Below are 26,431 nucleotides of genomic sequence, written 5' to 3' on the forward strand. Positions count from 1 at the left end.
TGGACTGCCGTTGTTATTTTTTCCGACGCCATTCGCCTGCTTCACAGACGAGCTTTTGCGCATCGTCCGGCAGCGCATCCACTGTGTTAAAGCGCTTGACTACCATTCCCTTGGCTCGGAGGGCACTTACCGCCTCGGCCAGGCCTGCATCCGGCTCAATCGGTGCGTACACCACTTCACGGGTCAACGCCGCCGGCGTGGGCAGCCAGTCAAGCGCACTGCGCAAATCCAGGCTAAAGCCGGTCGCAGGTTTACAGGCACCAAAAACCGAGCCGATGTCGTCATAACGACCGCCGCGCGCAATCGGGATCAGTTTCTGTTCCGCCAGATACGCGGTAAAAATCAGACCGGTGTGATACTGATAGCCACGAAGATCGCTCAAATCCATGTGCAGCGTCACATTGGGCACCTGCTCAAAGTAGGCAACCACCGCGCTCAAGCGTTCGAAATGAGAGGTCAGAGCCGGACAATGTTGGCTCATCGCTTTGCCTTTGTCCAAAACGTCCAAAGCGCTCCCCATCAATGACGGCAATTCAACAAACGCTGTTTTCATCGCCCTTGACAACGCCAAGCCTTCAACAAAGGCGTCATATTCTGGCAGCGCCTTACGCAGCAGAATATCGACCATTTCATTTTTCTGTTCCGTCGACAGCTGTGCCTCGCGCATGAGTGTATCCACTACCGACACATGGCCCAGGCTAAGGGTAACCGACTGATCCGTCATAGACGCCAGGGCATTCAGCATCAGATCAATCACTTCAATGTCACTGTCGACCCCGTCATGCCCGAACAATTCGGCCCCGACTTCAATCGGGCTTCGTGAGCCTTTGGCTTTGTTGTTGCGCGTTTTCAGCACCTCGCCCACGTAGCACAAACGCAACACCGATTCGTCCTTGAGTCGGTTGGTGGCAATGCGCGCCACCTGAGGCGTCATATCCGCACGCACGCCCATCATCTTGCCGCTTTCCTGATCCGTGAAGCGACAGGTGTCGACAGCAAGGTGCTCGCCCTTGCCTGTCAACAGCGAATCGGTAAATTCAGCAATGGGCGGCACCACCAGTTCATAGCCGCTTAACTCGAACAGATCCAGCAACTGACGCCGATAATGCTCTAATTTCCGAGCGGCATCCGGCAATAAATCCTCAATCCCTTCCGGTGTAAACCAAGTAGCTTGTTTTGACACAACAATGTTTCCTGTTAAATTTTAAGTGGCCCGATCGGACCGTTTAAGTCCTTTTTTAACCAGGCCTGGTAAAAAGATTAGGCAAACACCCATAACAACAACAGACCGACACTCAAACTGATCAGACCGACAAGGCGAAGCTTAGCATCTTCCATCTTTACCAATTCCGCCATGGTATTGCGCCAGACACCCGGTGCGATGAACGGCAGCAACCCTTCCAGTATCAGAACCAGCGCCAACGCACTGAGTAACAAAGACCCATCCATTTCGCTTGACTCCTGTTTACGCAGGCCCAACCGCCGGGACGCTGACAAAAAAAAGGTGGCCGAAACCACCTGATTTGAGTGCCTGACGTTTATTCAGGCTGCTTGAAGAATTTAAAGAAGTCTGACTGAGAATCCACAATCATGACATCAGACTTGTCTTTGAATGACTTCTGATAGGCGTCCAAACTGTGATAGAACGCATAGAAATCGGCGTCTTTCTGATAGGCATTGGCATAGATCTCGGTGGATTCGGCATCGCCTTCCCCTCGAATGATCTCCGCTTCACGGAACGCATCGGCCAAAATCACCGTACGCTGACGATCGGCATCCGCTCGGATACGCTCGGCGGCTTCGGCCCCCTGGGAGCGCAAATCCTTGGCCACACGGTGACGCTCAGCTTCCATTCGACGGAACACCGAATCACTGACGTCCTGAGGCAAGTCCACCCGTTTGATGCGCACATCTGCAATCGCGATCCCAAACTCACTCACTGCCTTGGCGGTCTCTTTGGTGATGTCACGCACGATGACTTTACGATCCTGTGAGATCACCTCTTGCACGGTTCGCTCACTGAATTGAGAGCGCAAGCCATCTTTGATGATTTGTGCCAGACGCATGTTTGCCAGATTAAAGTCGCCGTTCATGGAGGTGTAAAACTTCTCGGCGTCTTCAATCTGCCACTTCACAAAGGAATCCACCAGCAGGTTTTTCTTTTCACTGGTCAGGTAACGCTCGGGGTTGGCATCCAGCGTCTGCAGACGTGCATCAAATTTACGCACGTTGTTCACAAACGGGGTTTTGAAATGCAGCCCCGGCCCGATGTCCGCTTTGACGATTTCACCGAAACGGAACATCAGTGCCGTTTGCCCTTCCTGAACCGTGTACAACGCATTGGCCCCGACAAACAGAACCGCCGCCAGAAAAATGGATAAGATCGATTTCATTTTAACGAAGCTCCCTGGTTCTTAGGATGTCGCGAATATTGCTTCGCTGAGTGGCATTGTTGCGCGTGTTATTGCGGTTGCCATCATTGGACTGCTGTGAGCCGTTGCTTTGATTCTGGTTACCGTCCTGCGGCGTGCGGAAAGGCACGCTGGTCTGGTTACCCATCATCTTATCCAATGGCAGATAAAGCAGGTTGGTGCCACTCTCAGCCCCGACAAACACCTTGGAAGTCTGACCCAACACCTGCGCAATCGCGTCGATGTACAAACGTTTGCGTGTCACTTCCGGCGCCTTTTCGTATTCGGTCTGCACGCTGGCAAAACGGCTGGCACGACCGGTGGCCTCAGCAATCACTCGGTCATAATAAGCACGCGACTCTTCCAGCATTCGCGCGGCCTGACCACGCGCCTTCGGCAGGATATCATTGGCATAGGCTTCAGCTTCGTTGATCAGGCGCTCACGGTCTTCTCGCGCCTTGACCACATCGGAAAAGGCGGCCTGAACCTGCTCGGGGGGCTGGGCATCCTGCAGGTTGATGGAGGTCACCATCAAGCCCGCCTGATAGTCATCCAGTTTTTCCTGCGCCAGGGCCTGCACTTTGGAGACGACTTCATTACGCCCTTCGGTCAGAACAAAGTCCATGTTGTTGCGACCGACGACTTCACGCAAGGCACTTTCGACCATGTCTTTCAGCGTTTTGTCTGGATCCGACACCTGATAGAGATATTTCTGCGCGTCCGCCACCCGATATTGCACCGCGAGGCGAATGTCGACAATGTTTTCATCCTTGGTCAGCATCAGCGCTTCGCTGGGAACCGTACCGTTGCGATTGGCCGCATCCGAGCGATAACCAATTTCAGCGGTACGAATTCGGTCCACGTTCACAAGCGTGACGGTTTCAATCGGCCAGGGCAGATGCCAGTGCAGACCGGGCATAGTCTGTTCTTTGTAGGCGCCAAACTGCTTGACCACACCACGTTGAGGTGAATCGACCGTATAGAGACCACTGAGCAGCCAGATCACAGCCAGAACGACCACACCCAACACCATCATTTTGGGGTTAAATTGGCCACCACCGCCGGCATTGAAAGATTCCAGCACTTGCTTGATCTTTTCGATCGGGTCCGAATCGTTATCAGGCCGATTCGGACCATTGGGACGATTGCCGTTGCCAGACCCGTTGGAATTCCCCCAAGGGTCTTGACCAGGTTTTCCCGGCTCATTCCACGCCATGCTCTTCTCCAGTATTTGAAATCAGTAAAGCATTTTAAATTTTATCGGGACAAATGTCATCCATAATTCGTGCGCGGCGCGACGAATTCACACTCAGGAGGAAACCACTTGATAGGCAAGGATTTCAGGCCACTGTTGAATCTGACGCGACTCCTGATCGGTGACATGCATACGAAAACAGCTGTGTCCAGCCTCGTCGAACGACTCCTCCAGAATCGTACCCAGTTGATACAGTTCACTGCGGCGCTTGCCCGCGGTCACATCCAGCGTGAGCGACACAGTCTGATAGCGCCCATGAAAATGCGCACCGATGGCATCACTCAACAGCGACAGACCGCTTTCTTTGGCCGCCGAAATCCATATTTCACAGGGCAGCCCATCTTCTCCGTGACGCACTTTGGGCTCATTGGCTGGCGGCTCAAGCCGGTCAATTTTGTTAAACACCACCAGTTGTGGCACATCCGCGGCACCGACTTCTTCAATCACCTCGGCCACATCGGCCATTTTTTCTGCGCGATGCGGATCGGCCACATCAACCAGATGAATCAGCAAATCCGCTTCACTGGTCTCTTCCAGAGTGGAGCGAAACGCGGCCACCAAATCATGCGGAATGTGACGGATAAATCCCACCGTGTCTGCAAATATAACCGGCCCGGCGCCGGGCAAATGCACCTTGCGCAAGGTGGAATCCAGGGTGGCAAACAAGCGGTCTTCGGCATACACATGCGCCTGCGTCAACCAATTAAAGAGCGTGGATTTACCAGCATTGGTGTAGCCCACAATCGCCACCGTGGGCAAATCCGATTTCTTGCGCGATTGTCGGCCCAGCTGGCGCTGCTTGCGTACTTTCTCAATGCGCGCTTCCAGTTGCTTGATTTTGCCCTGAACCAGACGACGGTCGGTCTCAAGCTGAGTTTCCCCCGGGCCTCTTGCGCCGATCCCGCCCTGGCGGTCCAGATGCGTCCAGCCTTTCACCAAACGTGTGGCCATCCGTTTGAGCTGTGCCAGCTCAACCTGTAGCTTACCTTCATGTGAACGGGCCCGTTGCGCAAAAATATCCAGAATCAACCCCACGCGATCCAGAACCTGTATCTTGAGCTGGTCACTTAAATTACGCTCCTGCGCCGGACTGAGCGCATGATTGACAATCACCACATCCGCCTCGGTCGAGGCAATGGCGGACTGAATTTCATCCACCTTGCCTTTGCCCACAAAATATTTGGGATCGGGCTTGTCGCGCTTGGCGGTGATCAGGGTCTGCACATCGGCACCGGCGGAATCGACAAGCTCATAAAGCTCATCCAGCTCTTCACGATCCGATTCATGATAAAAATCTACATGAACCAGCACGGCACGGTCTAACTGCTGGCGTTCGAGCTTTCCAAATAATTCCATGTCTATTCAGTCAGGTGGTATGAAAAAAGAAAAAAGGCAGGAAAATGGGACCCTAACCGGCCACCATCAAAGTGCCGGAAGATTTTCCGGCACGAAAAAGGCATCGAACTCACTCGTCGTCGGATGCACCTTGTTCATAGGCTTTTGGTTCGCGCGACGGCACAATGGTCGAAATGGCATGTTTGTAAACCATTTGCGTCACATTGCTGCGCAGCAGGACCACAAACTGATCAAAGGAGTCGACGCGCCCCTGAAGCTTGACGCCATTGACCAGGTAGATCGCAATATTAATGCGTTCTTTGCGTAGCGCGTTCAAATATGGGTCCTGAATGGGCAAAGCTTTGGCTGGCTTTTTATTATCCATGTTACTTTCCTGTTCGTTTATTTTTTATATGGCATCCGTTACTCACGATCCAGGCCCGCTGAATCACAAGCCTGGCACTGAGGTTTATCACCGACATGGCCTTAGCATCCATCCCGGCAACGAATGATGAATGAAATCATACCACAGTCACTTTGCAGTCAAAAAGAAAGTATCCGCCTGACAATGCGTTCATGACTTTGCGCCTGCTTTTTAAGCGTCACATCGCTGCTCAAGGTGCGCCAGCGTCTGCGCCACCTGCTCGCTCAACGACTGTTCGAATGGGTCAAGCGTCAGCAGATCGGATTCTTTTCGCAACCAGGTTAACTGGCGCTTGGCCAGTTGCCGTGTGGCGGTTTTGGCTTTGGCGACAAACGTCTCGTAATCGATCTCGCCCTGCCAGTATGCCCAGGCCTGGCGATACCCGACGCTGCGGATTGCGGGCAGGTCGGCATGCAACCCGGGTTGGGCAAATAAATGCTCAGTCTCTTTCACAAACCCGGCTTCCAGCATCTGGTCAAAGCGCTGCTCGATCACCTGATGCAATCGCTTGCGATCCGACGGGATCAGCCCCACTTTGACCAACTTCCAGGCATCGCACGCCTGGTTGCGTGCGTTTTGCTGATGCACACTCAAGGGGGTGCCGGTTAATTCATACACCTCCAACGCACGAATCAAGCGCTGCGCATCGTTGACATGAATGCGTGCGGCCGCGGCCGGATCCACCACCATCAAGCGGGCATGTTGACCCTGAGGGTCTTTTTGCCAGGCCTGATGGAGCGAACGGCGCAACGACGGATCGGCCTCAGGCAAATCCGCCAGACCATTTTGCAACGCATGGAAATACATCATCGTGCCCCCCACCAGCACGGGCAGCCGGCCGTTTGCCCAAATATGCGCGATCGACTGGGAGGCATCTTCCAGAAACTCGGAAACGGAATATGACTGGGTGGGGGGCAGAATATCCACCAGATGATGCGCTACCTGCGTGCGTTCCTGCTCAGACGGTTTGGCGGTGCCAATGTCCATGCCCTCATAAATCAGCGCCGAATCCACACTGATCAACTCGACCGGAAGTTCCTCGGCCAGCGCCATGGAAAGCGCACTCTTACCGGAAGCTGTCGGCCCCATCAACGCGAGTACACAGCGTTGTTCAATCAGCGAGGTCAGCCAGTCGGGGTGTCTGAAATCACGCACGCTACTGCCCCCTCATGAACAGCCGATCCAGCTCATCCATGTTCAGCTGCACCCAAGTGGGGCGCCCATGGTTGCATTGGGCCGAGCGCTCGGTTCGTTCCATGTCACGCAGCAAGGCGTTCATCTCCTCCAACGTCAACTGGCGATTGGCTCGAACCGAGCCATGACAGGCCATGGTACTCAGCAGTCGATCAATCAGGGTCTCCGACAAATCCGTGTGACCCTGTTGCGCCAATTCCCCCAGCATGTCCACAAACAGGCTGGCCACATCGGTTTTGGCCAGCAAACTGGGTACTTCTGTCAACTTGATCTGCTCCGGCCCGAACACTTCGGCCCGAAACCCTAAGCGCTCAAACTCCGAATTAAAATTTTCCCACACGCGCAGGTCAGAGGCTTCCAGTCGCACCACCACCGGTACCAGCAACGGTTGCGTCACCAAGCGGGCCTGAGCCCACTGCTGCTTCAAACGCTCATACACAATGCGCTCATGCGCGGCATGCATGTCGACCAGCACCAGCCCCTGCTCATTTTCAGACAACACAAACACCCCATGAATCTGTGCTTTGGCATACCCCAGGTAATTCTGCGACACATCGCTTGGCGCGGCGAAAGCTGACGGCGCATTTTGAGCGGGCAACACATCCGCCCCCGGTGCCACCTGATAATAGGCCAGGGATTCTTTGACACCTGATGAGGAACTGCCGGAAAATGGCGCAGGCTGTTGAAACGCCATGGAGGCCTGATGCCCTTGTTCGGACCAGGCTTCGGATGACACGCCCGCCTGAGATCGCGGATCGGGCATCGCCTGTGACGTCGAACGGTTGGACTCCCCGGACAAGTCACGCCCCACCAGCGGTTTGGACACGGCGTCCCGCACCGTCCGGCGCAAAAAATCATAGACACGACGCCCTTCAGCAAAGCGCACCTCATACTTAGCCGGATGCACGTTCACATCAACGCTGTCGGCGGGAATCTGCAAAAACAGGACATAAGCAGGATGACGGCCGTGATACATCACGTCGGCATAAGCCTGCTTGACCGCATAGGACAGCAGTCGGTCACGCACAATGCGCCCATTGACAAACAGGTACTGCATGTCAGCCTGAGCCCGGTTAAAGCTGGGCTGCGCGACCCAGCCCGACAGTTGCATGGACTGGGCATCAAACGCCAGCTTGAGCGCATTATCCACAAACGGGGCGCCCATTAGATGACTCAGTCGCTGGCGCTCACTCACCTCATCGGTCACTGGTGCCACCTGACGCACGGTTTTTTGATTGTGGACCAACTTAATCGCCACATCCGGGCGCGATAACATCACTCGTCGCACCAGTTGTTCGATGTGACTGAATTCGGTGCGTTCCTGACGCAGGAATTTTTTGCGGGCAGGCGTGTTATAAAACAGATCACGCACCTCAACCCGCGTTCCCTGCGGATGCGCCACGGGCTCCGGTTCGCCCCATTGACCATTGCCATCCACCTGTATTTTCCAGGCAGCACTTTGGTTCGCGGTACGGCTGGTCAAGGCACAACGTGAAACCGAACTGATACTGGCCAGTGCCTCCCCTCGAAACCCGAGCGTGCGCACCCCGACCAAATCTTCCGGTGTGTGAATTTTACTGGTGGCGTGGCGACTGACGGCGAGTTGCAGCTGGGCTTTGGGAATTCCCGCCCCGTCATCGGTGACTTGAATGGCTTTGTGCCCGCCTGCTTCGATGGCCACACTGATGGATGAGGCCCCGGCGTCGAGCGCATTTTCAAGCAACTCTTTCACAACGGACGCGGGCCGTTCAACCACTTCCCCCGCCGCGATCTGATCGGCCAGGTGCGAGGGCAGAACCGCAATCTCGGAACCGGGTGTCGGGCTGTTCAGCTCAGCGTCGTTCAAGGGGCATCTGTGAAAGGTTGGCAAATCATAGCGGGATTATACGATGCCCCCGGCAAGGTTTCAAAGTCAACTACAGCGATGCCAGAATCGTGTCCGATACCGGAATCTTCAAGCGCTTGCCGACAAACAACCGGTCTGCTTTTTTGATGTGGTTGATTTTTTTAAGCTGGCGCGTGCTCAACTGGTAGTTGGCCGCGATTTCGGACAAGGTATCCCCTGGACGCACTCGATACTGGACATAAAGCTGTTCGCCCCAGCGCGGCTGGTGTCCATGCTGCGACACAAAACGGGTCAAGCCTTTGACCAAGGCCTCTCCCACCTGATTATGAAACCAGGGGGATTGCAGATTTTTCAAGTCGTTGGCGTTGGAAATGAAAGCGGTTTCAAGAAGAACCGATGGCATGTCAATCGATTTCAGCACCGCAAAATCGGCGGTTTGAACCCGTCGTTTGTGCATGTGCACCTTAGCGCCCAACTGGCTGAGCAGCGCATTGGCCAGTTTTCGACTGGCTCGAATGTTCGCAGCCCGACTCAGACCGGTCATGACATAGGCTCGATCCGCCCGGGTTTTCAGACGCACATCCTGCAACGTATCACCACCGCTGCGCTTGAGCAGCGATGAAACGCGGGCACTGGCCCCCCGTGAGGCCAGAATATAGGCCGAACCGCCTCGAACACGCTCATCCCCAAATGCATCGGCGTGCAATGAAATAAAAATGTCCGCGTCCTGCTTTTGTGCCAGTCGCACCCGTTCTTTCAACGGCAAAAAACGGTCATCCGTTCGTGTCAGGACCGCACGCATGCCGGGGGCCGCATCGATGTGTTTTTTAATGCGCTTGGCCATGGACAGAATCACGTGTTTCTCATAAACGCCATTTTGAGCAATGGCACCGGTATCAAACCCACCATGCCCCGGATCAAGCGCCACCACCAGCTCATGCGAGCTGGGAGCTTGGTCTAACAGTGTGCGAGTGGCTTGATGTCGCGGCGCAGGCTGCTTGGACACCGCTTGAGCTAATTTGGAAGCAGAGTGCTCAGCCGCTTTGGCATTTGACTGGGCGTGATCTGATTTCTTACGCTCAGCTGCAGCCAATTGTTTGGGCGCATCCTGACGATTCATGGCAAGAACCGGGTATTTCAAATCCACCACCACTCGTTCGTCCATGCCTTTTCGAGCCGCCAGCGTAAAATATTTATAAAACAGGGCTTCCTTCAAGTCCAGGACCACCCGTGTGCGGTTAGTCTGATGTTTGACCCGAATGCGTTTGAGCCGTTTGTCTTCATAAGCCTGTCGCTGAAAGCCCAAGTGACTGTCGGCCCCATAAAAATCCAGCACGATCCGCGCCGGATTATCCAGTGTCCAGACCTTAAAACGCTGATTCTGTTTGATTTCAAACACCACCCGCGTATGCGACTCGCCCTGTCCGATGCGCACTTTGGTCAAGGTCGTGTCTGCCATCACCTGAGAGGACAACGACAAAAGCCCTAGCAAAGCCATCACCATCACCAACCATCGCTTAAAACGACCGTTTGACTTGTGGGGACGCGCTGACCCGGCATGTAAAAACAGATTATTTTGCATAACCTCACCTGACTGGTTTGTAACGGAGAAAGTAAAACCATTTCCCCTAAAACAAACTTCGTGCCAGAAAGTGTCAAAAAATCGGTTTTCCATGCCCGACCTCTTCAATTCACCGTTGCCGTAGTGGGCATACACGCCAGCCACTGCTTGCCTGATTCGGTATGGGCTTGCAATGAAAGGACACGTCCTTTTTCCGGATTTTCGACCTCTGCCAGAGCCAATTCACAGACCAGGTCCGGCTGGGGCAGAACCCCTTCGCCTTTGTCCGGCCACTCCACCAGCGCCAACGACGGCGGCTTCAACAGATCACGAATGCCCAGAAACTCGAGTTCTTCCGGGTCGGCGAGCCGATAACAATCAAAGTGCACAAACGTCACCGCCGTGGCCTCGGCATGCGGTTGCTCAATGCGAACCGGGTAGGTTTCGACCAACGTAAACGTCGGGCTTTTGACTTTTTGCCCGGGTAAAAACCATTGCACAAACGCCCGCACAAACGTGGATTTCCCCGCCCCCAAATCGCCCTGAAAGGACACGCTGAGTGCCTGCTGCGTCGCATCCGGCGACGACTGACACCACCGCTGATACGCCTGTGCCAGTTGTTGGGCAAAATCATGGGTCTGGGAGGCATCTTTTAACCAGGCCTGGTCAATTTTCATGTTCGAACACTCTTAAAACTTGCGTGAAATGGATTGCATCTCGGCGCGCGATGAAAAAACAACTAAAAATGGCTCAATACCGCATAACTGCGTTGAAACATTTGGCCTGGGCTTGCCCGGCCTGCCTGTTTCGCCTAATCAGCGAATTTTTTCTCATTGTCATCTCATCCCTGACTCCAACCAGGGACTCTGTTAGAATTTTGCGTGATCCCTTCACCAATGTCCAATCGCCTATTTCATATACGACTCATTTATGACGCCAACCGCCCCTGACATCGATTACTCGGCGCTTAGCCGACAAATCAAAGCCGCAGCGCACAAGCTGGGCTTTGCAGATCTGGGCATCACCACGCCCGATCTTTCGCAATGGGAGCCTTTTTTCGAGGCTTGGTTGGCAAACAACTATCACGGCAAGATGGCGTATATGGCACGCCATGGCCACAAACGCACGCGGCCTGCGGAACTGGTGCCAGGCACGGTGCGCATTATCAGCGTCCGCCTGAACTACTTTGACCGGGACGCGGCCCACCCGGTCCGGATACTGCAGGCCCCCGAACGCGGCTATGTTTCGCGCTATGCACTCAGCCGCGATTACCACAAACTGATGCGCAAGCGCCTGAAACAACTGGCCAGTGAGATTGAAACCCTGATTGAGCAGACTGGGTTGGCCCAGTCATTTCCTGACCCACACTGGCGCCCTTTCTGTGATTCCGCGCCAGTGCTGGAGCGCCCCCTGGCTCAAAAAGCCGGTCTGGGCTTTACCGGTAAAAACAGCTTGCTGATTCACCCCCGCGCCGGTTCCTGGTTTTTTCTGGGTGAATTATTCACCAACCTGCCTTTGCCGATCGACGCCCCCGTGACCAAACAAGGCTGCGGTCCCTGCCAGGCCTGTCTTCAGGAATGCCCAACCGGGGCCATCGTGGACAATGCCGTGGTCGATGCGCGACGCTGCATTTCCTACCTCACCATCGAATACGACGGCGTGATTCCGGAACCGTTGCGCAGCCAGATGGGCAACCGGATCTACGGGTGCGACGACTGCCAGTTGGTCTGCCCCTGGAACCGCTTCACCGTGGCGAGTGAAGAACCTGATTTTGCGCCGCGCGCGCCCATGGACAATGCGCAACTGCTTGATCTATGGCAGTGGACGCCCGGTGACTTTTACCGTTTCTTTGAAGGCTCCGCCATTCGACGCATCGGGTTTGAACAATGGCAACGCAACCTGTGTGTCGCACTGGGCAATGCATTGGAAAACAAGACACTTTCCAAAGCGATTTTAAACGCCTTGGACGCCACATCCCCCGTGTCCGAACTGCTGGCGCCACACCTGAAGTGGGCGCTGCAGCGTCACCGGGCAATTGTGGACGGCACCCTTTGCCCCACCCCCTATTTTCGGCGTCCCGGCCACCCCAATCAGGTCCGGCAATATGTGCTACCCCCACGCATTCCGGTTCGCGCCGCTCAAAGGCGATCGAAAATCGACCCCTGAGTGGCGCTGAAAAACTTATTGTACAAACGCGAGGCGTAGGTGTTGGTCATCCCCGCGATGTAATCACAAATCACCCGTTGTTTGGCACGGACGGTGTCAGCGCGCTCGTATTTGGCGAAGGTGTTGCGTGGCAGAAGTGCCTGGGGGTTGGCTCTCAGCGACTTGAACAACTCCAGCACAATCAACTGCCCTTTGTATTCCATGCCTTTGACCTCGGGCAGGGTAATCACATGGGTGTAAACAAACCGCTTTAGCAGCTCCAGGACCGCCATTTCACCCTCGCCCAAATGTGCCTGGTAACGCAACAGAGGGTGTTCGAAATCCGGATGCTCGTCAATGCGGATGCTCTCGATCATAATCCCGACCATCTGACTGATGGCGTGTTTTCGATCTTTGGAGCGCGGGCTGAACAAGCGCTCGGTCATGGTCTCATCCCATAATCGATGCTGCTGAAACACCTCACTGTGAACCACCTCGTCACACCACAGGTCTTTGGGCACCATCCCCATGGCCACCGCATCTTCCAAGTCGTGAATGCCATAGGCAATGTCATCGGCCAATTCCATGATGGTGGTGTCCAGTGCTTTGTGCCCGGTTCGGTCAAACCCGTCCGACACCTTTGTCAGTCGGGTAAAGGCCTCGCGGTCGGATTCACTGAAAGGCGCCAACACCCATTCGAACACTTCCGCCTCCTCTCGATACAGACTTTTAGGCGGATGCCATTCGCGCATGCTCAAGGTGCGAAAATCACTCACTTCCGGTTCGGCACAGCGGGTCATGTAGCCCGGCCAGGTCTGAATGACCGAATCATAAAGCGCCGGGTATTTCAGAACCCCCAGCGTGGCGCGCCGCGACAGGTCAATGCCGTTTTTCGGTGTGTATTCACCCAGTTTTGCAAGAATACGCAGGGTCTGGGCATTGCCTTCAAACCCTCCGTGCTCTCGCATCATATAGTTCAACGCGGTCTCCCCGCCGTGGCCGTAGGGCGGATGCCCCAGGTCATGCGCCAGGCAAACCGCTTCAATCAGGTAAAACGACGGCAACCAGTCCAGCCAGTCAGGCGTCTGGCCCTGTTGCTCGGATTCCAGTGCCACCGTCACCAGTTGCTCGACCAATCCCGAGCCGATTTGCGCCACTTCCATGGAGTGAGTCAAGCGAGTACGGTAGAAATCCGACTCGTTCAACCCGAATATCTGGGTTTTGGCCTGCAATCGTCGAAACGAGGCGGAGTGAATCACCCGAGCACGGTCACGCTGATACACAATTCGAGGCGAACGCGCTTCTTTGTCTTCCAGCCAGTCGGTGTAACGCTGGGTCCAGGCACGCATTTCCTGTTCAACCTGTGATGAATCGGTCATCCAAGCATCCTTTGTTAGTTGATTGCACAGAGTTTAACGCGACTCCGATCATAAGTCAGCCGCGAATGGCTGATGCCGGCCTCGAGACATGATAAAATTCCTGCATTTGAATCACCGAGCCATTTACGACTCATCAACATCGCCAAAGGAAGACACCGTTCTATGAAAACCTCTGCCCTGTTACTTGCCACCACGCGAGAAACCCCGGCTGACGCCGTGGTGATCAGCCACCAGCTTATGCTTCGTGCCGGGTTGGTCCGCCCCCTGGCAGGTGGTCTCTACAACTGGCTGCCACTGGGTTTAAGAGTGCTGCGCAAGGTTGAGCAGATCATCCGCGAGGAAATGGACCGGGCCAATGCTCAGGAACTGCTGATGCCCGTGGTCCAGCCGATGGAGCTGTGGGATGAGTCCGGACGCGGCCCCGACTATGGCCCGGAGCTGTTGCGCTTCAAGGATCGCCACCAGCGGGATTTTGTGCTCGGCCCCACGCACGAAGAAATCATCACCGATCTGGTGCGCAAGGAAATTCGCAGTTACAAACAGCTGCCGGCCAATTTTTATCAGATTCAGACAAAATTCCGCGACGAAATCCGCCCGCGTTTCGGGGTGATGCGAGCCCGCGAATTCACCATGAAAGACGCCTACTCGTTTCACATGGACACCGACTGCCTGCAGAAAACCTATGAAGTCATGTTTGACACCTACAGCCGGATCTTTGCCCGACTGGGGCTGGACTTCAGGGCCGTGCAGGCTGACACCGGTGCCATCGGTGGCGAAGGCTCGCATGAATTCCACGTTCTGGCCGACTCAGGTGAAGACGCCATCGCCTTTTCCGATCAGTCAGATTATGCGGCCAACGTGGAACTGGCCGAAGCGGTTGCCCCCAACCGCGATCGCCCGGCCCCGTCCGTGGATATGGAAAAAATCGCCACACCGGAGCAACGCAGCATTGACGAGGTTTGCGGCTTCATGCAGGTAAAAAAGAAACAGGTGGCCAAAACACTGGTGGTCGAAGGCGCCAGCGAACAACAGCCATTGGTTGCACTGGTCTTGCGCGGCGATCATGCCCTCAATGAGCTCAAAGCGGAAAAACACCCGTTGGTCAAAGCGCCGCTGACCTTCGCCGAAGACCAGGCGATTCGTGATGCATTGGGCTGTGCGCCCGGCTCACTGGGGCCGATCAATCTCTCGATTCCCGTACTGGTGGATCGCAGCGCGGAAAAGATGGCGGATTTTGTCTGCGGAGCCAATGAAGACGGCCATCACTTTAGCGGTGCCAACTGGGAACGTGATGCTCAATTTGATGAAATCGTGGATTTGCGCAATGTGATCAAAGGCGACCCGAGCCCCGACGGTCAGGGCAAACTGAGCATTGCCCGTGGCATCGAAGTGGGGCATATCTTCCAACTGGGCAACAAATACTCACAGGCGCTCAACGCCACGGTGCTCAACGAACACTCACGCGCGCAGGTGTTGGAAATGGGCTGTTATGGCATCGGCGTCAGCCGGGTGGTCGCCGCTGCGATCGAACAGAACCACGATGACAAGGGCATCATCTGGCCGGAACCCATCGCACCGTTTTCGGTCTGCATTGTGCCCATGCAGATGCACAAATCCCCCCGCGTGGAAGCCGCCGCCAATGAGTTGTATCAGACCCTGAAAGATCAAGGGGTTGAAGTGCTGTTTGATGACCGCAAGGAACGCCCCGGCGTCATGTTCAACGACATGGAACTGATCGGCATTCCTCACCGCATCGTGATTGGGGAGCGCGGTCTGGACAAAGGCATGATTGAATACAAGCATCGCCGCGATGACCAGGCGCAGGACATTCCGGCCGACACCTTCATGTCCTTCCTGCTGGCGCAGCTCAACCGCTGATCCGCTTAGCGGAATACGGTTTTTTACCAGGCCTGGTAAAAAACCGACCCCTCCAACGCATCAGCCGGCACACACCTGGTTGCGACCGCCGTGCTTGGCGTCATAAAGCAGTTTGTCCACACGATCCTGCAGGCTTTTAAGATCATCACCCGGCTGAATCATCGTCACCCCAAAACTGAGTGTCATGCGAACGCCCTCGACCCAGGTTTTTTCCTGAGCCAGCGCGCGCAATTTTTCTGCCACGTCTCTGGCATCGGCCAGTGCCACGCCTTCCAGAATCAAGGCAAATTCCTCTCCGCCCCAGCGGATCAGGGCATCTCCATCACGCACATTCTGTCGCACAAACACCGCCAGTTCTGACAGGATCTGATCACCCACCAAGTGGCCGCATTCGTCGTTGATTTCCTTGAAATAATCGATATCAAAAAACAGTAACGCACAGGAAGTGTGACGTTCCCGAGCCAGCAAACGCCGCAGGCGTTTTTTAAAATACCGACGATTGAAGCACTGCGTCAGTTCATCCCGTTCATTGCTCTGCTGAAACGCCCGGTTTTGTTTTCGTAAATGTCGGAGTTTGCGTTCACTGCGAATCGAAGCCAGTTGAAACCGTCTTAACAGAATATGCAGCAACACCAGCATCAAAAAGAGCGCAATCACATTCATGCCCACTTGCGCATAAAGCTCCTGATAATGATGGTTATACCGCTCGGTGATGTCTTTGACCACTTGCACCCGGACCACATCCTGGCCCAGGTAGTTGGGCAGCGTTAAATCGGAAATAAAAACAAAGGTACGCTCCCCTTGGTGGATCAAACCGGTCGGCTCGGAGACACCAATGGCCAATTGATCAAACACCGGGTCACGCTTGATCACAGCATAGTCACCAATCGTGCCAAACGACACCGAGCGCACCAGGTGCGACAGCTTTCCCTGGGGGACCAGCAAGCGACTCGACACTTGATAATGCTCAGCCAAATCCGTGGTGAAATACACCGGTTCAATCCCAAACTCCAACACCCCCAGCGGCTGGCCCGACGAAACCATTGGCACACTGACCCGGTAGGTAATGCCATTTTTCCCTGCTTCAAAACCGTGCTGCACCTCACCGCTTCGGTTGGCTTTTGCCATCATCGGTCGGATCTGAGTCAGGTCGTCACCCCAGGATGCAGGCTTGTGAAGACGCAACAACGTCACATTACGCTCGTTGAACAGATGCATCACATATAACTGCGGCATTTCTTCACGAAGCGCCTGATAATCGCTCTTTAACAAGGCATACAAGCCATCGTGATCTTGAGTACGTATGCGTTGAAGCAATTCAGGGCGGCTTTCGTAGAGGTGAGCGATTTGTGTGTATCGACTCTGAACACTTTTTTGCACATGCTCAAAATGCCGATGGACTTGTTTGGAAAGATTCTGGATCTCAAGGCGAAACAATTCTTCGGTCAAACGAAGGGTCTGGGTTAAATGAAGCACCAGCGCAATCGTTCCAATCAGCGCCACTGGCCAAAAGAATCGTCGATAAACCCGTCTTAAGTTTTTTGAGAGCGAAGGCTTCATGGCTTTATAATACTCCGATCAATACAAAATACCATAGGAACGCGTGTGGATATTTGGCAAAAACTGTTTCTTTACCTGGGGGCCGCAAACGCGGCGGTGATTCTGCTGGTGGTGCTGATCGTGCTTTCCAATGCCGAAAACGGTCAACTGACGGTCGAAGGCGTCTCGCATCTGCAACCGCAAATGGAATCTTTCTACGCCATCTTTAAATGGTTCGTGTATGTCTGGCTCGCCAGTGCCCTGGTGGTCTTTGCCCGCTTTTTAATGCGCCTGTTCGGACGCCGCTGATGCTCAACCCCATCCAATGGTATCCCGGCCACATGCACAAGGCCCAGAAAGAAGTTCGGGAACAACTGCCTGAAATCGATCTGGTGATCGAAGTGCTGGATGCCCGCATTCCCTACAGCAGCCAAAATCCAATGCTGGCTCAGTTGTATGGGGATCGCCCGGTGATCAAGCTGTTTAACAAATCCGACCTGGCAGATCCGGCGCTTACGGAACGCTGGCAAGCGTATTATCAACCGGACAAATCCGTCCGCACCCTGCCCGTCAACAGCAAAGACACACAGATTCGCACCAAGCTGCTTCAACAGATCGAGGCACTGTTGCCCCTGCCAGACAACTCGGTCAAAAAACGCCGCCTGCTGATTCTGGGCATCCCCAATGTGGGCAAATCCACCTTAATCAACACCCTGTGCGAGCGCACCATTGCCAAAACTGGCAATGAGCCCGCGGTGACTCGATTGATCCAGCGGATTCAGCTGAATGCGCGCAACACCTTGTTTGACACGCCCGGCATGCTCTGGCCCAATATCGATAACGCCCACTCAGGCTATCGCCTGGCCATTACCGGCGGCATCAAGGAGACCGCCTTTGAACTGCCGGACATTGCCACCTATGCCAGTGAGTATCTGCTCAACACCTATCCCGAGCGTCTGATGGCACGTTTCAGTTTGTCGGAACTGCCAAACCATACCCCTTACCCGGATCTCGAAGTGCTGGAACAAATCGGTCGCCAGCGTGGCTGCCTGGTCAGCGGCGGGCAGGTAGATCTGGACAAAGCTTCGCGTATATTAATCAGTGAGTTGCGTGAAGGACTGCTTGGCCCCATTACCTGGGAAACCCCGGAAATGATGCAACAGGAAAAAGCCGAGGTGGAACAGATACGGGAAGAAAAAGCGGCGAAAAAAGCCGCCCGAAAAGAAGCACGCGACGCGCGCAAACGTCAGCGCAAGAAAAACCGCTGAGTTCATTCACTGGATCGCTTATCGTCGGTACGGCCTCCCGCTGATTGTGCGATGGCCTCTTGCGCCATCTCCAACGCCTCTCGCGCCGTATGCCCCTGGTGCATCAGATCATACGCCATTTGCTGAGCATCGGTCAGGAAACGTCCTTCAAAGTCTGCGATCAAACGCTGCCAATCGGCCTGATCAGCGCCAGCGCTGGGTGAATGCACCAGTAATTTAGCCAGGGTATTCCAACTGCGCGCCTGCAAACTTAATTCCTGCCAGGCCTGTTTGAGCGCCTCCACTTCCTGGCGGGTCTCGGTCAGCTGCTGGTCCGCGGGCAATCGACTTTGCCAGAGTTGATCCAGCCGCGCAAAAACGCGTTCCACCCACTGCTGATTCAGTTCGGCCTCGGCCACCGCCAAACTCAAGGCCATGCTGGCTTCCTGAAAATCCGCGGTGTTTTGCGACAAGGGGGAAGCGGTTTCATCAAAATCAAACTCACTCAATTTGGCCACGGCCATGGATGACTGTGCCGTTGCCTGATCGGTCATCACCAGGCGATGATGCGCCAGCAACTGCTCACTGGAAATCTGAGTGATGTGACACCCACACAACCAACTCCCTTGTTCATCCGGTTGCAGATGGACCACCTGGACACTGTCGAGCTCAAACTGCTCGCCATTGAGATCGTTGCGGATTCGAAGACTCAGGCTTTGACCGGGCAAAAACCAATCGGCTTCCGGCAAACGAAAACTTAAACCGGTCAAATTCACATCCACGCCGGAAAAACCCTGGTCGAATCCCTCTTCTTCAAGCGTGGTCACTTTAAAAGGACGCACGAACCGGACGGACTGGCGCTGTTCGAGATTCAACTGTTCCATGAAATCATCCATCCGGTTTATTGCCGTTTGTTGGCCGCCCGCTCAATCTGACGGGCAAACCCCATGGCCTCACAGTCGCTCTGGGGGACCCAGCCAAGGCAGGTGCGCACTTTCATCGACTGATAATTGCGCCAGATCGGCATGACAGTCAGCACGCCCCAAAGACGCCTGGAAACAGACCAGCCGATCGGCGATGGTTGGCTGACCCACCAGCGGTTATTTACCCCAAAATGCCGGGTTTTGAAAATCAAATGGACGGCCAGTCGCCAATAACGCTTGCCATACTGCCACTGCTGACGCATGCTCACCTCCTAACGGTCACCGTATTTTTCCAGAAACTGATTCAGCATCGCCTCGTCAACGCGCCCGGTACGTGCAGCAATCACTTTTCCGGCCGGAGAGACCATATAGGTGGTTGGCAGACCGCGCAATGGCCCAAACGGTGTGGTCTTATTATCAATGGGTTCTGGCAGACGTACGATCGGAAACTGAATATTCTCCTGCTTGAGGTAGGCTCGCACTTTATCAATGGGCGCGTCTTCATAATTCACACCCAACACCACCGCATCCTTGTCTTTGTGTGCTTGGTGAAAAAACCCCAGTTCCGGCATCTCTTCGCGACATGGCGGACACCAGGTCGCCCAAAAATTCACCACCACCCATTTTCCCTTGAAATCAGACAGTGCGACCGGATTACCATCAAGGTCTTTGAACTGAATGTCCAGTTCAGCTTTTGCGGGAAAGACCAGCATGAACAGCATCAAAACACCTAAAACACGGGACCATAGGGGGTTCATTTTTTGCATCGATTTTTCCTTGTGATTGAGATTATGCAATGGCCGACTGAGTCAGCACCTGCTTGACAAAAGGCAAGGTGACACGGCGTTTTTCCATGACACTCGCCTGCTCAAGTATTTTCAACACCGACATCAGTTCCTGCAAGTCCTTGGAAAACTGTCGAACCAGGTAGTTGCCCACGTCAATCGGTAATTCGAACCCCATTTTCCGGGCATGTTTTTGCAAAGCCTGTACCAGCGACTTGGGCTCGTCCAGAATCGGCACGCGAATCGGCAACACCGACATCAGTGATTGAGAGAGCTCTGGCCGATCCGTCGGCCACTGCGATAGATCGCTTTCACCCGACAGAACCACTGAGTGCCCCAGAGAACGAGCCCGGCCCAAAAGGTGGATTAAAGATTCATCCCACTCGGGGTTGCCAACGACCTGCTCCACATCATCCAGACAAATCAAGTGCGTTTTTTCCAAGCCATATAAGACATCGGCAATCAACGGCAATTCTGGATCCGCCAAGGGCAAGAAAACACTCTGTTGACGTTGTTGACTCATGAGTCGACAGGCCGCTTGAAGCAGGTGGGTTTTCCCCGCGCCTTTGGGTCCTTGAAGGTAAAAGGTTTCCCCTTGACTTTTTTGCAAAGCTGTCTGAAATCGCGCCAGAGCCATCTCTGTCTGAGGGTCGGGCGAGACAAAGGTGTCAAAACTGACCGCCTCTCGCAATCCCATTTTCAAAGGCAACTGAATAAACATTTCTCCAACCTCACTCGCGTTCGCCAGCCGTGGCCTCATCGATATAGGGCAATATTTCCGGCGCCGTCTCCACAGCGGGCTCCGTGGTCAAATCGTCACCCTGTGCCTCGTCACTCCTTGTATTGTCCGTTGTTTGCGGCGCTAAATTCTGCAAATCGTTTGTCAGCTCTTCTTGGTGCCAGCGCACAAAAATCTCGCCACTGATGGCATTATCCGACAGCATCTCCACCGAGGTCACCCCTTGGAGATAGGCCAATAGTGCTTCATACGTTCCCTGATAAACCAACTCAAACGTTGCCTTCCCCGCCTCCGTCGTCACCAGACGGCTGTCGTGTATGACCGGTTTGAGCGCTGTCAGCGCTTGCTCGACCTGAAACAGTTGCTGCACAGAGCTGAGCGCCTCCACACGAAGAGTCACACTACCGATGTATTGTGCCTGATCTCGATACGGGCGTGAGTAATAAGCGGCCACAGCCGCCATCATGTCACGAAACAGGCCGGTCAAGGCTTGAGGGGTGCGGTCTTCAGCCTGCTGCTGCGCCTCAAGCATCACCTGACCTTCCTTACTGAACAGCTGCCAGTTCAATTCAGACGGCTGGCTGGCATACTGGCGGAGCTGATAAGCCAGCAGATAATCGCTGTCACTGGTTTGCAGACGATCGGCCACCACACCGGAACGACGGCGCTGAAAATCCGGGTACACCCAAAGCCCTTCGCCAAAGGAGCCTTGACCCCGGGGGGCGGCAAGCGTCATGGGCAGCGCCATTTCTTCAACCCGGTTATACCAATCGAGCTGAGGCAAATACTGCAGGTTTTGGGCGTCCAGTTTCAGCAACTGGCCCGCCCGGTTTTGCGAGCCATACACCAGCGTGCTCGGGCGTGCTTCCAAAGGCCAAAGCACCAGGCCTTTTTGTTCAAACGCCTCGTAGAACTTATCGTCATCAAACGTGAAAATGAGCCTTTGACCGACGGTCACACCATCCTGTCGATAGGGCTCGAAACGATATTGTTTCAACCAGGCGCGCGCGGACTGCAAAAATGTGTCCGCCTGCTCAGAACTCAAAAAGCCACTGTCGCCTGTCAATCGAACCAGTTCAATTTTCAGAGCGGTTTCCAGATAGGGGCCAATCGAATCCGGTGAGACCTCCTCGCCTCGCAAGATCAGCGTGACGTCAAACAGGTTTTGACGGAACGTCTCGGCTGATTGAGATGTCGGGGCCGAGGATGTCGGCGCTTGAGTGTCCGATTCAGCAAGGATCGCACCCGAGAACAGCAGCAAACCGGAAACCCAGGCACTCATCAACCCGGCCCTGAAGGCAAAAGGTTTTACAAAACTTCTCATAATTTGTCCGTGTTTTTTGGTTACAATATGGTAAATCATTTCCACCGTCTTGGCCTGACATTTTCCGGGGCGGAGGACACTCAAATCAACGTTCCAACGCACACGACTAACATCATTATGACCAAACACTCCCCTTCAACGCCCTCTTCCATCAGCTACAAAGACGCCGGTGTTGACATCGATGCCGGCAACGCGCTGGTCGATGCCATCAAGCCCATTGCCAAAGCCACCAGTCGCCCTGAAGTTACCGCATCACTGGGCGGATTCGGTGCTCTGTTTGAATTGCCGATTGACCGCTACAAACAGCCCATGCTGGTTTCCGGTACCGATGGGGTCGGCACCAAGCTGATGCTGGCCATTGAAAGCGGTAAGCACGACCAGGTCGGCATCGACCTGGTGGCGATGTGCGTCAACGACCTGATTGTACAGGGGGCCGAGCCGCTGTTTTTCCTGGATTATTACGCCACGGGAAAATTAGAACTCGACACGGCCCGTGACGTCGTTAAAGGCATCGGCGAAGGCTGTCAGCAAGCAGGCTGCGCGCTCATCGGTGGCGAAACCGCTGAAATGCCGGGCATGTATCCACAAGGAGACTATGACCTGGCCGGGTTCTGTGTGGGCATTGTGGAAAAATCGAAACTCATCGACGGAACCAAAGTAAAAGCCGGGGATGTGCTTCTGGGCCTGGGCGCTTCCGGCCCCCACTCCAACGGCTACTCATTGATTCGAAAAATCATCGAAGTCAGTGGCGCCCAGCTTGATCAGGACTGTGACGGTCAACCGCTGATTGACGCACTGATGGCGCCGACACGCATTTACGTGAAACCCGTCCTGACCCTTCTGGAACAGGTCGATGTCCACGCCCTGTCCCACATCACCGGGGGCGGATTGTTGGAAAACCTGCCCCGAGTGATGCCTGCCAATACGCAAGCACGCGTTGATACGCAAAGCTGGACCAGACCGGCTGTGTTTGACTGGCTTCAGACCCACGGCAACGTGGACTTTCACGAAATGCACCGCACCTTTAACTGCGGGATCGGCATGGTCATTGTTGTGCCGCAAAATCAGGCACAACAAGCCACCGAGCTTCTTCGTGACTGTGGCGAAACCGTCACCACCATCGGCCACATTGAACACAGCGATGAGGCCAACCCAGGTGTCATTCTGAACTAAGCCAAAGGAGAGCGTGTGGCCGATTCCGATAAATTCCCCATTGCGGTTCTGATCTCCGGGCGCGGCACCAATCTCAAAGCGCTCATGGACTATCAGGACAATGCGCTCTATGAGATCGCCGTTGTGGTCAGCAACAATCCGAATGCCGAGGGACTGGAAATTGCTCAGTACGAAGGCATCTCAACCGAAGTGGTGGACAACAAAGACTATGACGAGCGCGAACAATACGATCAGGCACTGATCGACACCCTGGCGCCCTATTCTGTGAGTGCTGTGATCATGGCCGGGTTCATGCGGATTCTGACCAAATCGTTCATCGATGCGTACGAAGGGCGGATGCTCAACATTCATCCCTCTCTGTTGCCCAAATACCCGGGCCTTCACACTCACGAACGAGCACTGGAAGCGGGCGACAGCGAACACGGCCTGAGCATCCATTTTGTTACCGAAGAGCTGGATGGTGGCCCACTGGTTCTGCAGGCCTCTTTACCCGTCACCGATGAAGATACCGCAGACACCTTAAAAGAACGTGTTCAAAAAATGGAACACGAAGCCTATCCACTGGCCGTGAACCTGTTGGCGCGCGGTGATTTTTCCTATCAAAATCACCAGGCCTGCTTTCGAGATCAGCCGCTCAAAGGGCCGATTATGTTGAACAAGCTGCAAAGCCTTATGCAACAACACCAGAGCAGTCATGAACAATGAATGGTTAACCGGACCGGGCAAAGCGCTTGCCTGCCTGGTTTTGTGCCCATTGCTTTTGTTGCTTACCCCCGCATCCCATGCTCAGCCCTGGCCCAACTTTTCAGCCACGTTTGATGTCAAGGTCATGGGGTTTACCGTTGGCCAGGCGCACCACGCCTTTTACTGTGTTCAAAACGACTGTCATCTGACGTCCACGGCCGCCCCATCCAGCTGGGCCAAGGCCTTCATCAACGAAGAAACCGTCGACAAAATCGATTTAACTTATCATCCACCTTCCGAATTGACTTGGCAACGCTCGGTGCAACAACTCACACGCTTTTATGACGACCGAGTGCATCGACGCCAAACCGAAATTGTCCGCCAAACCGCCACATCCGAGATTGTCTCACCGGACAAGAACAAAAGTTTTCCCAGTCACCCCCACGCCTATGACCAGATTTCTCTGGCCTATGCCCTGGGATTTTATGCCCGTCGTCACCAGCAAGCCGATCACCCCCTGCCCGAGTTTGCTCTACAGCGAGACAAGGCGCAAACCCCGATCCACATAAATCAAGCCTTTCAACCCCGAACGCTTGACCTGCCCTTTTCTGACGACGTGACAACTCTGTATTTTTCCCTGCTTAGTGATAAAATCCGTATCGAGCTGTGGCTGATGCCCCAAAAGGCCTATTTCCCTGCAAAAGTTCGCGTTGAAAAAGCCGAACAAGGCCGTACCATAGAATTAATGCTTAATAAGCCCCCAAAATTATGAAACTCAGCGATCGAGATATTCTCCAACATTTAAAAATTGGCAAGATTGGCATTGAACCGATGCCTGACCCGGAAAAAATCAAAGGCATCAGCGTTGACCTTCGGCTCGCCAGAAAATTTCGTGTTTTTAATGATCACACAGCCCCCTACATTGACTTGAGTGGTCACAGTGAAGACCGTCAGGCCATTCTCGACAAGATCATGGGAGAAGAAATCGTCATTGACGACGGTCAGGCTTTTTTTCTGCATCCCGGCGAATTGGCACTGGCGTCAACGCACGAATCGGTCCGCATCCCCGACGACCTGGTCGGCTGGTTGGATGGGCGCTCGAGTCTGGCGCGCCTCGGTTTAATGGTGCATGTGACCGCTCACCGGATCGACCCGGGCTGGGAAGGGCAAATTGTTTTGGAAATTTTCAACAACGGTAAGCTGCCCCTGGCCTTACGCCCGGGCATGGATATCTGTGCAATCAACTTTGAAACCCTCTCAAGCGCCGCGATCAAACCCTACAACAAGCGTGAAGACGCCAAATACCGAAACCAGGAAGGGCCCACTGCGAGTCGAATCACACAGGATACGCAAAACAAGCCGCGCGACGAACGCCAGCTTGACCTTTTATCCTGACGGCCCTTTTACATCACCCAAATTTGACCAGGCCTGGTCAAATCATCTGCCGAAAACGGAGTCTCTTGCATGAATATTCTCAAGAAATTGTTTGGCGACGGCATTGACGACGCGCTGCAAGCCGACATTGCCGCAGCCCTGAACCAAGTTCGCCTGGCGAATCTGCCCGCTTCCAGTGTGCATGAAGGTTTGCTGCAAAACGCTCAACTCAAAAAAGGTCAACTGACCCTCCAGGTGGCGTTACCTTTTGCTGGAAAAAGTTTATGGGATGCCGTGGCTGAACAAATCCGCCAACCTCTGCTCGGTCACGAGGCCATCAAAGAGATCAAGATCGAATTCACTACTGAGATCAAGCCACACGAAACCGCAGGCAATAAATCGCCCTTAACCGGGGTCAAAAACATCATCGCCGTGGCGTCTGGCAAAGGAGGTGTTGGCAAATCCACCACCAGCGTCAATCTGGCCTTGGCGCTCAAACAGGAAGGCGCGCGTGTCGGGTTGTTGGATGCCGACATCTACGGCCCGAGCATTCCAACGATGTTAGGCGTTCACAGCAAACCCGAGACCAAAGACGGCAAGCAGATGGAACCGGTGGAAGCCTATGGTCTGCAGGTCATGTCAATTGGGTTTCTGATCAAGCCCGAAGACCCCATGATCTGGCGCGGACCGATTGTCACCTCCACCTTGATGCAACTGCTGAACGAGACACGCTGGCAGGATCTGGATGTTCTGGTGATTGATTTGCCTCCCGGCACGGGCGATGTGCAACTGACCATGGCGCAGCAGATTCCGGTGACGGGTGGCCTCATTGTCACCACGCCTCAGGAGGTTGCACTCATTGATGCACGCAAAGGCCTGCGCATGTTTGAAAAGGTCAATATCCCGATCTTGGGGGTGGTGGAAAACATGAGCACTCACATCTGTGAGAACTGTGGCCATGAAGAAGCGATCTTCGGCGAAGGCGGAGGCCAGGCCTTGGCACAGAGTGCGGAAGTGCCTTATTTAGGTGGACTGCCTCTGGCTCGGCACATTCGCGAGGAAGCCGACCAGGGCCACCCGACCGTGATTGAGGCCCCAAGTGGTGCGGCCGCGCAGCAATATCGTCACATCGCTCACCAGATCGGCACGCATCTGGCACAACAAAAACGCAGTTACGCCCATGCCTTCCCCAACATTCAAGTCGAAAATTCTTGA

Annotated in this window: 26 protein-coding genes; 9 read left to right on the forward strand and 17 right to left on the reverse strand. The window is 54.4% G+C overall.

The annotated features are described in order from the left end of the window. Positions 1-13: 13 nt before the first annotated feature. From AVO41_RS06925 to tsaE, 10 genes are all read right to left on the reverse strand, one after another. Complete coding sequence (locus AVO41_RS06925) at positions 14-1,183, reverse strand: ATP phosphoribosyltransferase regulatory subunit (RefSeq protein WP_068584652.1); 1,170 nt, start codon at positions 1,181-1,183, stop codon at positions 14-16. A 77-nt stretch (positions 1,184-1,260) separates the two neighbouring features. Next, positions 1,261-1,449: a DUF2065 domain-containing protein gene (locus AVO41_RS06930; protein ID WP_068584852.1), complete on the reverse strand. Its 189-nt coding sequence runs from the start codon at positions 1,447-1,449 to the stop codon at positions 1,261-1,263. An 89-nt stretch (positions 1,450-1,538) separates the two neighbouring features. After that, on the reverse strand, positions 1,539-2,393 hold the full coding sequence (hflC, locus tag AVO41_RS06935; RefSeq protein ID WP_068584654.1) for a protease modulator HflC: 855 nt from the start codon (positions 2,391-2,393) through the stop codon (positions 1,539-1,541). A 1-nt stretch (position 2,394) separates the two neighbouring features. Further along, positions 2,395-3,627 (reverse strand): FtsH protease activity modulator HflK, encoded by a 1,233-nt coding sequence (gene hflK / locus AVO41_RS06940; protein WP_068584657.1) that lies wholly within the window; start codon positions 3,625-3,627, stop codon positions 2,395-2,397. A gap of 93 nt (positions 3,628-3,720) precedes the next feature. Next, the gene (gene hflX, locus AVO41_RS06945) at positions 3,721-5,022 is read right to left on the reverse strand and encodes a ribosome rescue GTPase HflX (protein WP_068584660.1); all 1,302 of its coding nucleotides are present in this window, start codon (positions 5,020-5,022) and stop codon (positions 3,721-3,723) included. 109 nt (positions 5,023-5,131) lie between these two features. Continuing rightward, a complete protein-coding gene (gene hfq / locus AVO41_RS06950; protein ID WP_068584663.1) occupies positions 5,132-5,386 on the reverse strand; it encodes an RNA chaperone Hfq in 255 nt (84 codons plus the stop codon). Between the two features lie 210 nt (positions 5,387-5,596). Beyond that, positions 5,597-6,580, reverse strand: coding sequence for a tRNA (adenosine(37)-N6)-dimethylallyltransferase MiaA (gene miaA, locus AVO41_RS06955; protein WP_235584692.1), 984 nt, complete (start codon positions 6,578-6,580; stop codon positions 5,597-5,599). Between the two features lies 1 nt (position 6,581). Then, on the reverse strand, positions 6,582-8,465 hold the full coding sequence (mutL, locus tag AVO41_RS06960; RefSeq protein WP_235584693.1) for a DNA mismatch repair endonuclease MutL: 1,884 nt from the start codon (positions 8,463-8,465) through the stop codon (positions 6,582-6,584). Positions 8,466-8,535: 70 nt separating this feature from the next. Continuing rightward, on the reverse strand, positions 8,536-10,047 hold the full coding sequence (locus tag AVO41_RS06965) for an N-acetylmuramoyl-L-alanine amidase (RefSeq protein ID WP_068584665.1): 1,512 nt from the start codon (positions 10,045-10,047) through the stop codon (positions 8,536-8,538). Between the two features lie 104 nt (positions 10,048-10,151). Continuing rightward, positions 10,152-10,703 carry a tRNA (adenosine(37)-N6)-threonylcarbamoyltransferase complex ATPase subunit type 1 TsaE gene (tsaE, locus tag AVO41_RS06970; protein ID WP_068584667.1) on the reverse strand — a complete coding sequence of 184 codons (552 nt, stop codon included), beginning with the start codon at positions 10,701-10,703 and terminating at the stop codon, positions 10,152-10,154. Between the two features lie 253 nt (positions 10,704-10,956). Here tsaE and queG point away from each other — a divergent pair, with 253 nt between their 5' ends. After that, a complete protein-coding gene (queG, locus tag AVO41_RS06975) occupies positions 10,957-12,192 on the forward strand; it encodes a tRNA epoxyqueuosine(34) reductase QueG (protein WP_068584670.1) in 1,236 nt (411 codons plus the stop codon). Here the strand turns inward: queG and AVO41_RS06980 are convergent. Next, entirely contained in the window at positions 12,165-13,550 is a 1,386-nt protein-coding gene (locus AVO41_RS06980; protein WP_068584673.1) for an anti-phage deoxyguanosine triphosphatase, read from the reverse strand. The genes queG and AVO41_RS06980 overlap by 28 nt on opposite strands. 162 nt (positions 13,551-13,712) lie before the next feature. Here AVO41_RS06980 and AVO41_RS06985 point away from each other — a divergent pair, with 162 nt between their 5' ends. Then, positions 13,713-15,428: a proline--tRNA ligase gene (locus AVO41_RS06985; RefSeq protein WP_068584676.1), complete on the forward strand. Its 1,716-nt coding sequence runs from the start codon at positions 13,713-13,715 to the stop codon at positions 15,426-15,428. 60 nt (positions 15,429-15,488) lie between these two features. Here the strand turns inward: AVO41_RS06985 and AVO41_RS06990 are convergent, their stop codons facing one another. Then, complete coding sequence (locus AVO41_RS06990; RefSeq protein WP_068584679.1) at positions 15,489-16,931, reverse strand: diguanylate cyclase domain-containing protein; 1,443 nt, start codon at positions 16,929-16,931, stop codon at positions 15,489-15,491. A gap of 102 nt (positions 16,932-17,033) precedes the next feature. On the opposite strand from AVO41_RS06990, the gene AVO41_RS06995 reads away from it, so the two are divergent. Further along, positions 17,034-17,276, forward strand: a complete 243-nt coding sequence (locus tag AVO41_RS06995) for a hypothetical protein (protein ID WP_068584682.1) — start codon at positions 17,034-17,036, stop codon at positions 17,274-17,276. Then, positions 17,276-18,235: a ribosome biogenesis GTPase YlqF gene (ylqF, locus tag AVO41_RS07000; protein WP_082676609.1), complete on the forward strand. Its 960-nt coding sequence runs from the start codon at positions 17,276-17,278 to the stop codon at positions 18,233-18,235. Before AVO41_RS06995 ends, ylqF begins: the two co-directional genes overlap by 1 nt. Positions 18,236-18,237: 2 nt before the next feature. On the opposite strand, the gene AVO41_RS07005 is transcribed toward ylqF, so the two are convergent. From AVO41_RS07005 to AVO41_RS07025, 5 genes are read right to left on the reverse strand one after another with little or no spacing between them, the layout of a single operon-like run. Beyond that, positions 18,238-19,098 (reverse strand): PilZ domain-containing protein, encoded by an 861-nt coding sequence (locus AVO41_RS07005; protein ID WP_068584863.1) that lies wholly within the window; start codon positions 19,096-19,098, stop codon positions 18,238-18,240. A gap of 17 nt (positions 19,099-19,115) precedes the next feature. Then, positions 19,116-19,400, reverse strand: coding sequence for a hypothetical protein (locus AVO41_RS07010; RefSeq protein WP_068584686.1), 285 nt, complete (start codon positions 19,398-19,400; stop codon positions 19,116-19,118). Positions 19,401-19,409: 9 nt separating this feature from the next. Next, positions 19,410-19,904: a TlpA disulfide reductase family protein gene (locus tag AVO41_RS07015; RefSeq protein ID WP_068584688.1), complete on the reverse strand. Its 495-nt coding sequence runs from the start codon at positions 19,902-19,904 to the stop codon at positions 19,410-19,412. A gap of 22 nt (positions 19,905-19,926) precedes the next feature. Next, complete coding sequence (gene hda / locus AVO41_RS07020; protein WP_068584690.1) at positions 19,927-20,643, reverse strand: DnaA regulatory inactivator Hda; 717 nt, start codon at positions 20,641-20,643, stop codon at positions 19,927-19,929. A 10-nt stretch (positions 20,644-20,653) separates the two neighbouring features. Beyond that, a complete protein-coding gene (locus tag AVO41_RS07025) occupies positions 20,654-21,985 on the reverse strand; it encodes a DUF2066 domain-containing protein (protein WP_160326788.1) in 1,332 nt (443 codons plus the stop codon). A gap of 117 nt (positions 21,986-22,102) precedes the next feature. On the opposite strand from AVO41_RS07025, the gene purM reads away from it, so the two are divergent. The 5 genes from purM (at position 22,103) to apbC (ending at position 26,431) form a co-directional block, all read left to right on the forward strand. Continuing rightward, positions 22,103-23,158 carry a phosphoribosylformylglycinamidine cyclo-ligase gene (gene purM, locus AVO41_RS07030; RefSeq protein ID WP_068584699.1) on the forward strand — a complete coding sequence of 352 codons (1,056 nt, stop codon included), beginning with the start codon at positions 22,103-22,105 and terminating at the stop codon, positions 23,156-23,158. A gap of 15 nt (positions 23,159-23,173) precedes the next feature. Beyond that, positions 23,174-23,863: a phosphoribosylglycinamide formyltransferase gene (gene purN, locus AVO41_RS07035; RefSeq protein WP_068584702.1), complete on the forward strand. Its 690-nt coding sequence runs from the start codon at positions 23,174-23,176 to the stop codon at positions 23,861-23,863. After that, entirely contained in the window at positions 23,853-24,614 is a 762-nt protein-coding gene (locus AVO41_RS07040) for a DUF3108 domain-containing protein (protein WP_068584704.1), read from the forward strand. The genes purN and AVO41_RS07040 overlap by 11 nt, the downstream gene beginning before the upstream one ends. Then, complete coding sequence (gene dcd, locus AVO41_RS07045) at positions 24,611-25,237, forward strand: dCTP deaminase (RefSeq protein ID WP_068584705.1); 627 nt, start codon at positions 24,611-24,613, stop codon at positions 25,235-25,237. The genes AVO41_RS07040 and dcd overlap by 4 nt, the downstream gene beginning before the upstream one ends. A 69-nt stretch (positions 25,238-25,306) precedes the next feature. Next, positions 25,307-26,431: an iron-sulfur cluster carrier protein ApbC gene (gene apbC / locus AVO41_RS07050; protein WP_068584707.1), complete on the forward strand. Its 1,125-nt coding sequence runs from the start codon at positions 25,307-25,309 to the stop codon at positions 26,429-26,431.

This window comes from Thiomicrospira sp. WB1 (assembly GCF_001507535.1).
GTDB lineage: Bacteria > Pseudomonadota > Gammaproteobacteria > Thiomicrospirales > Thiomicrospiraceae > Hydrogenovibrio.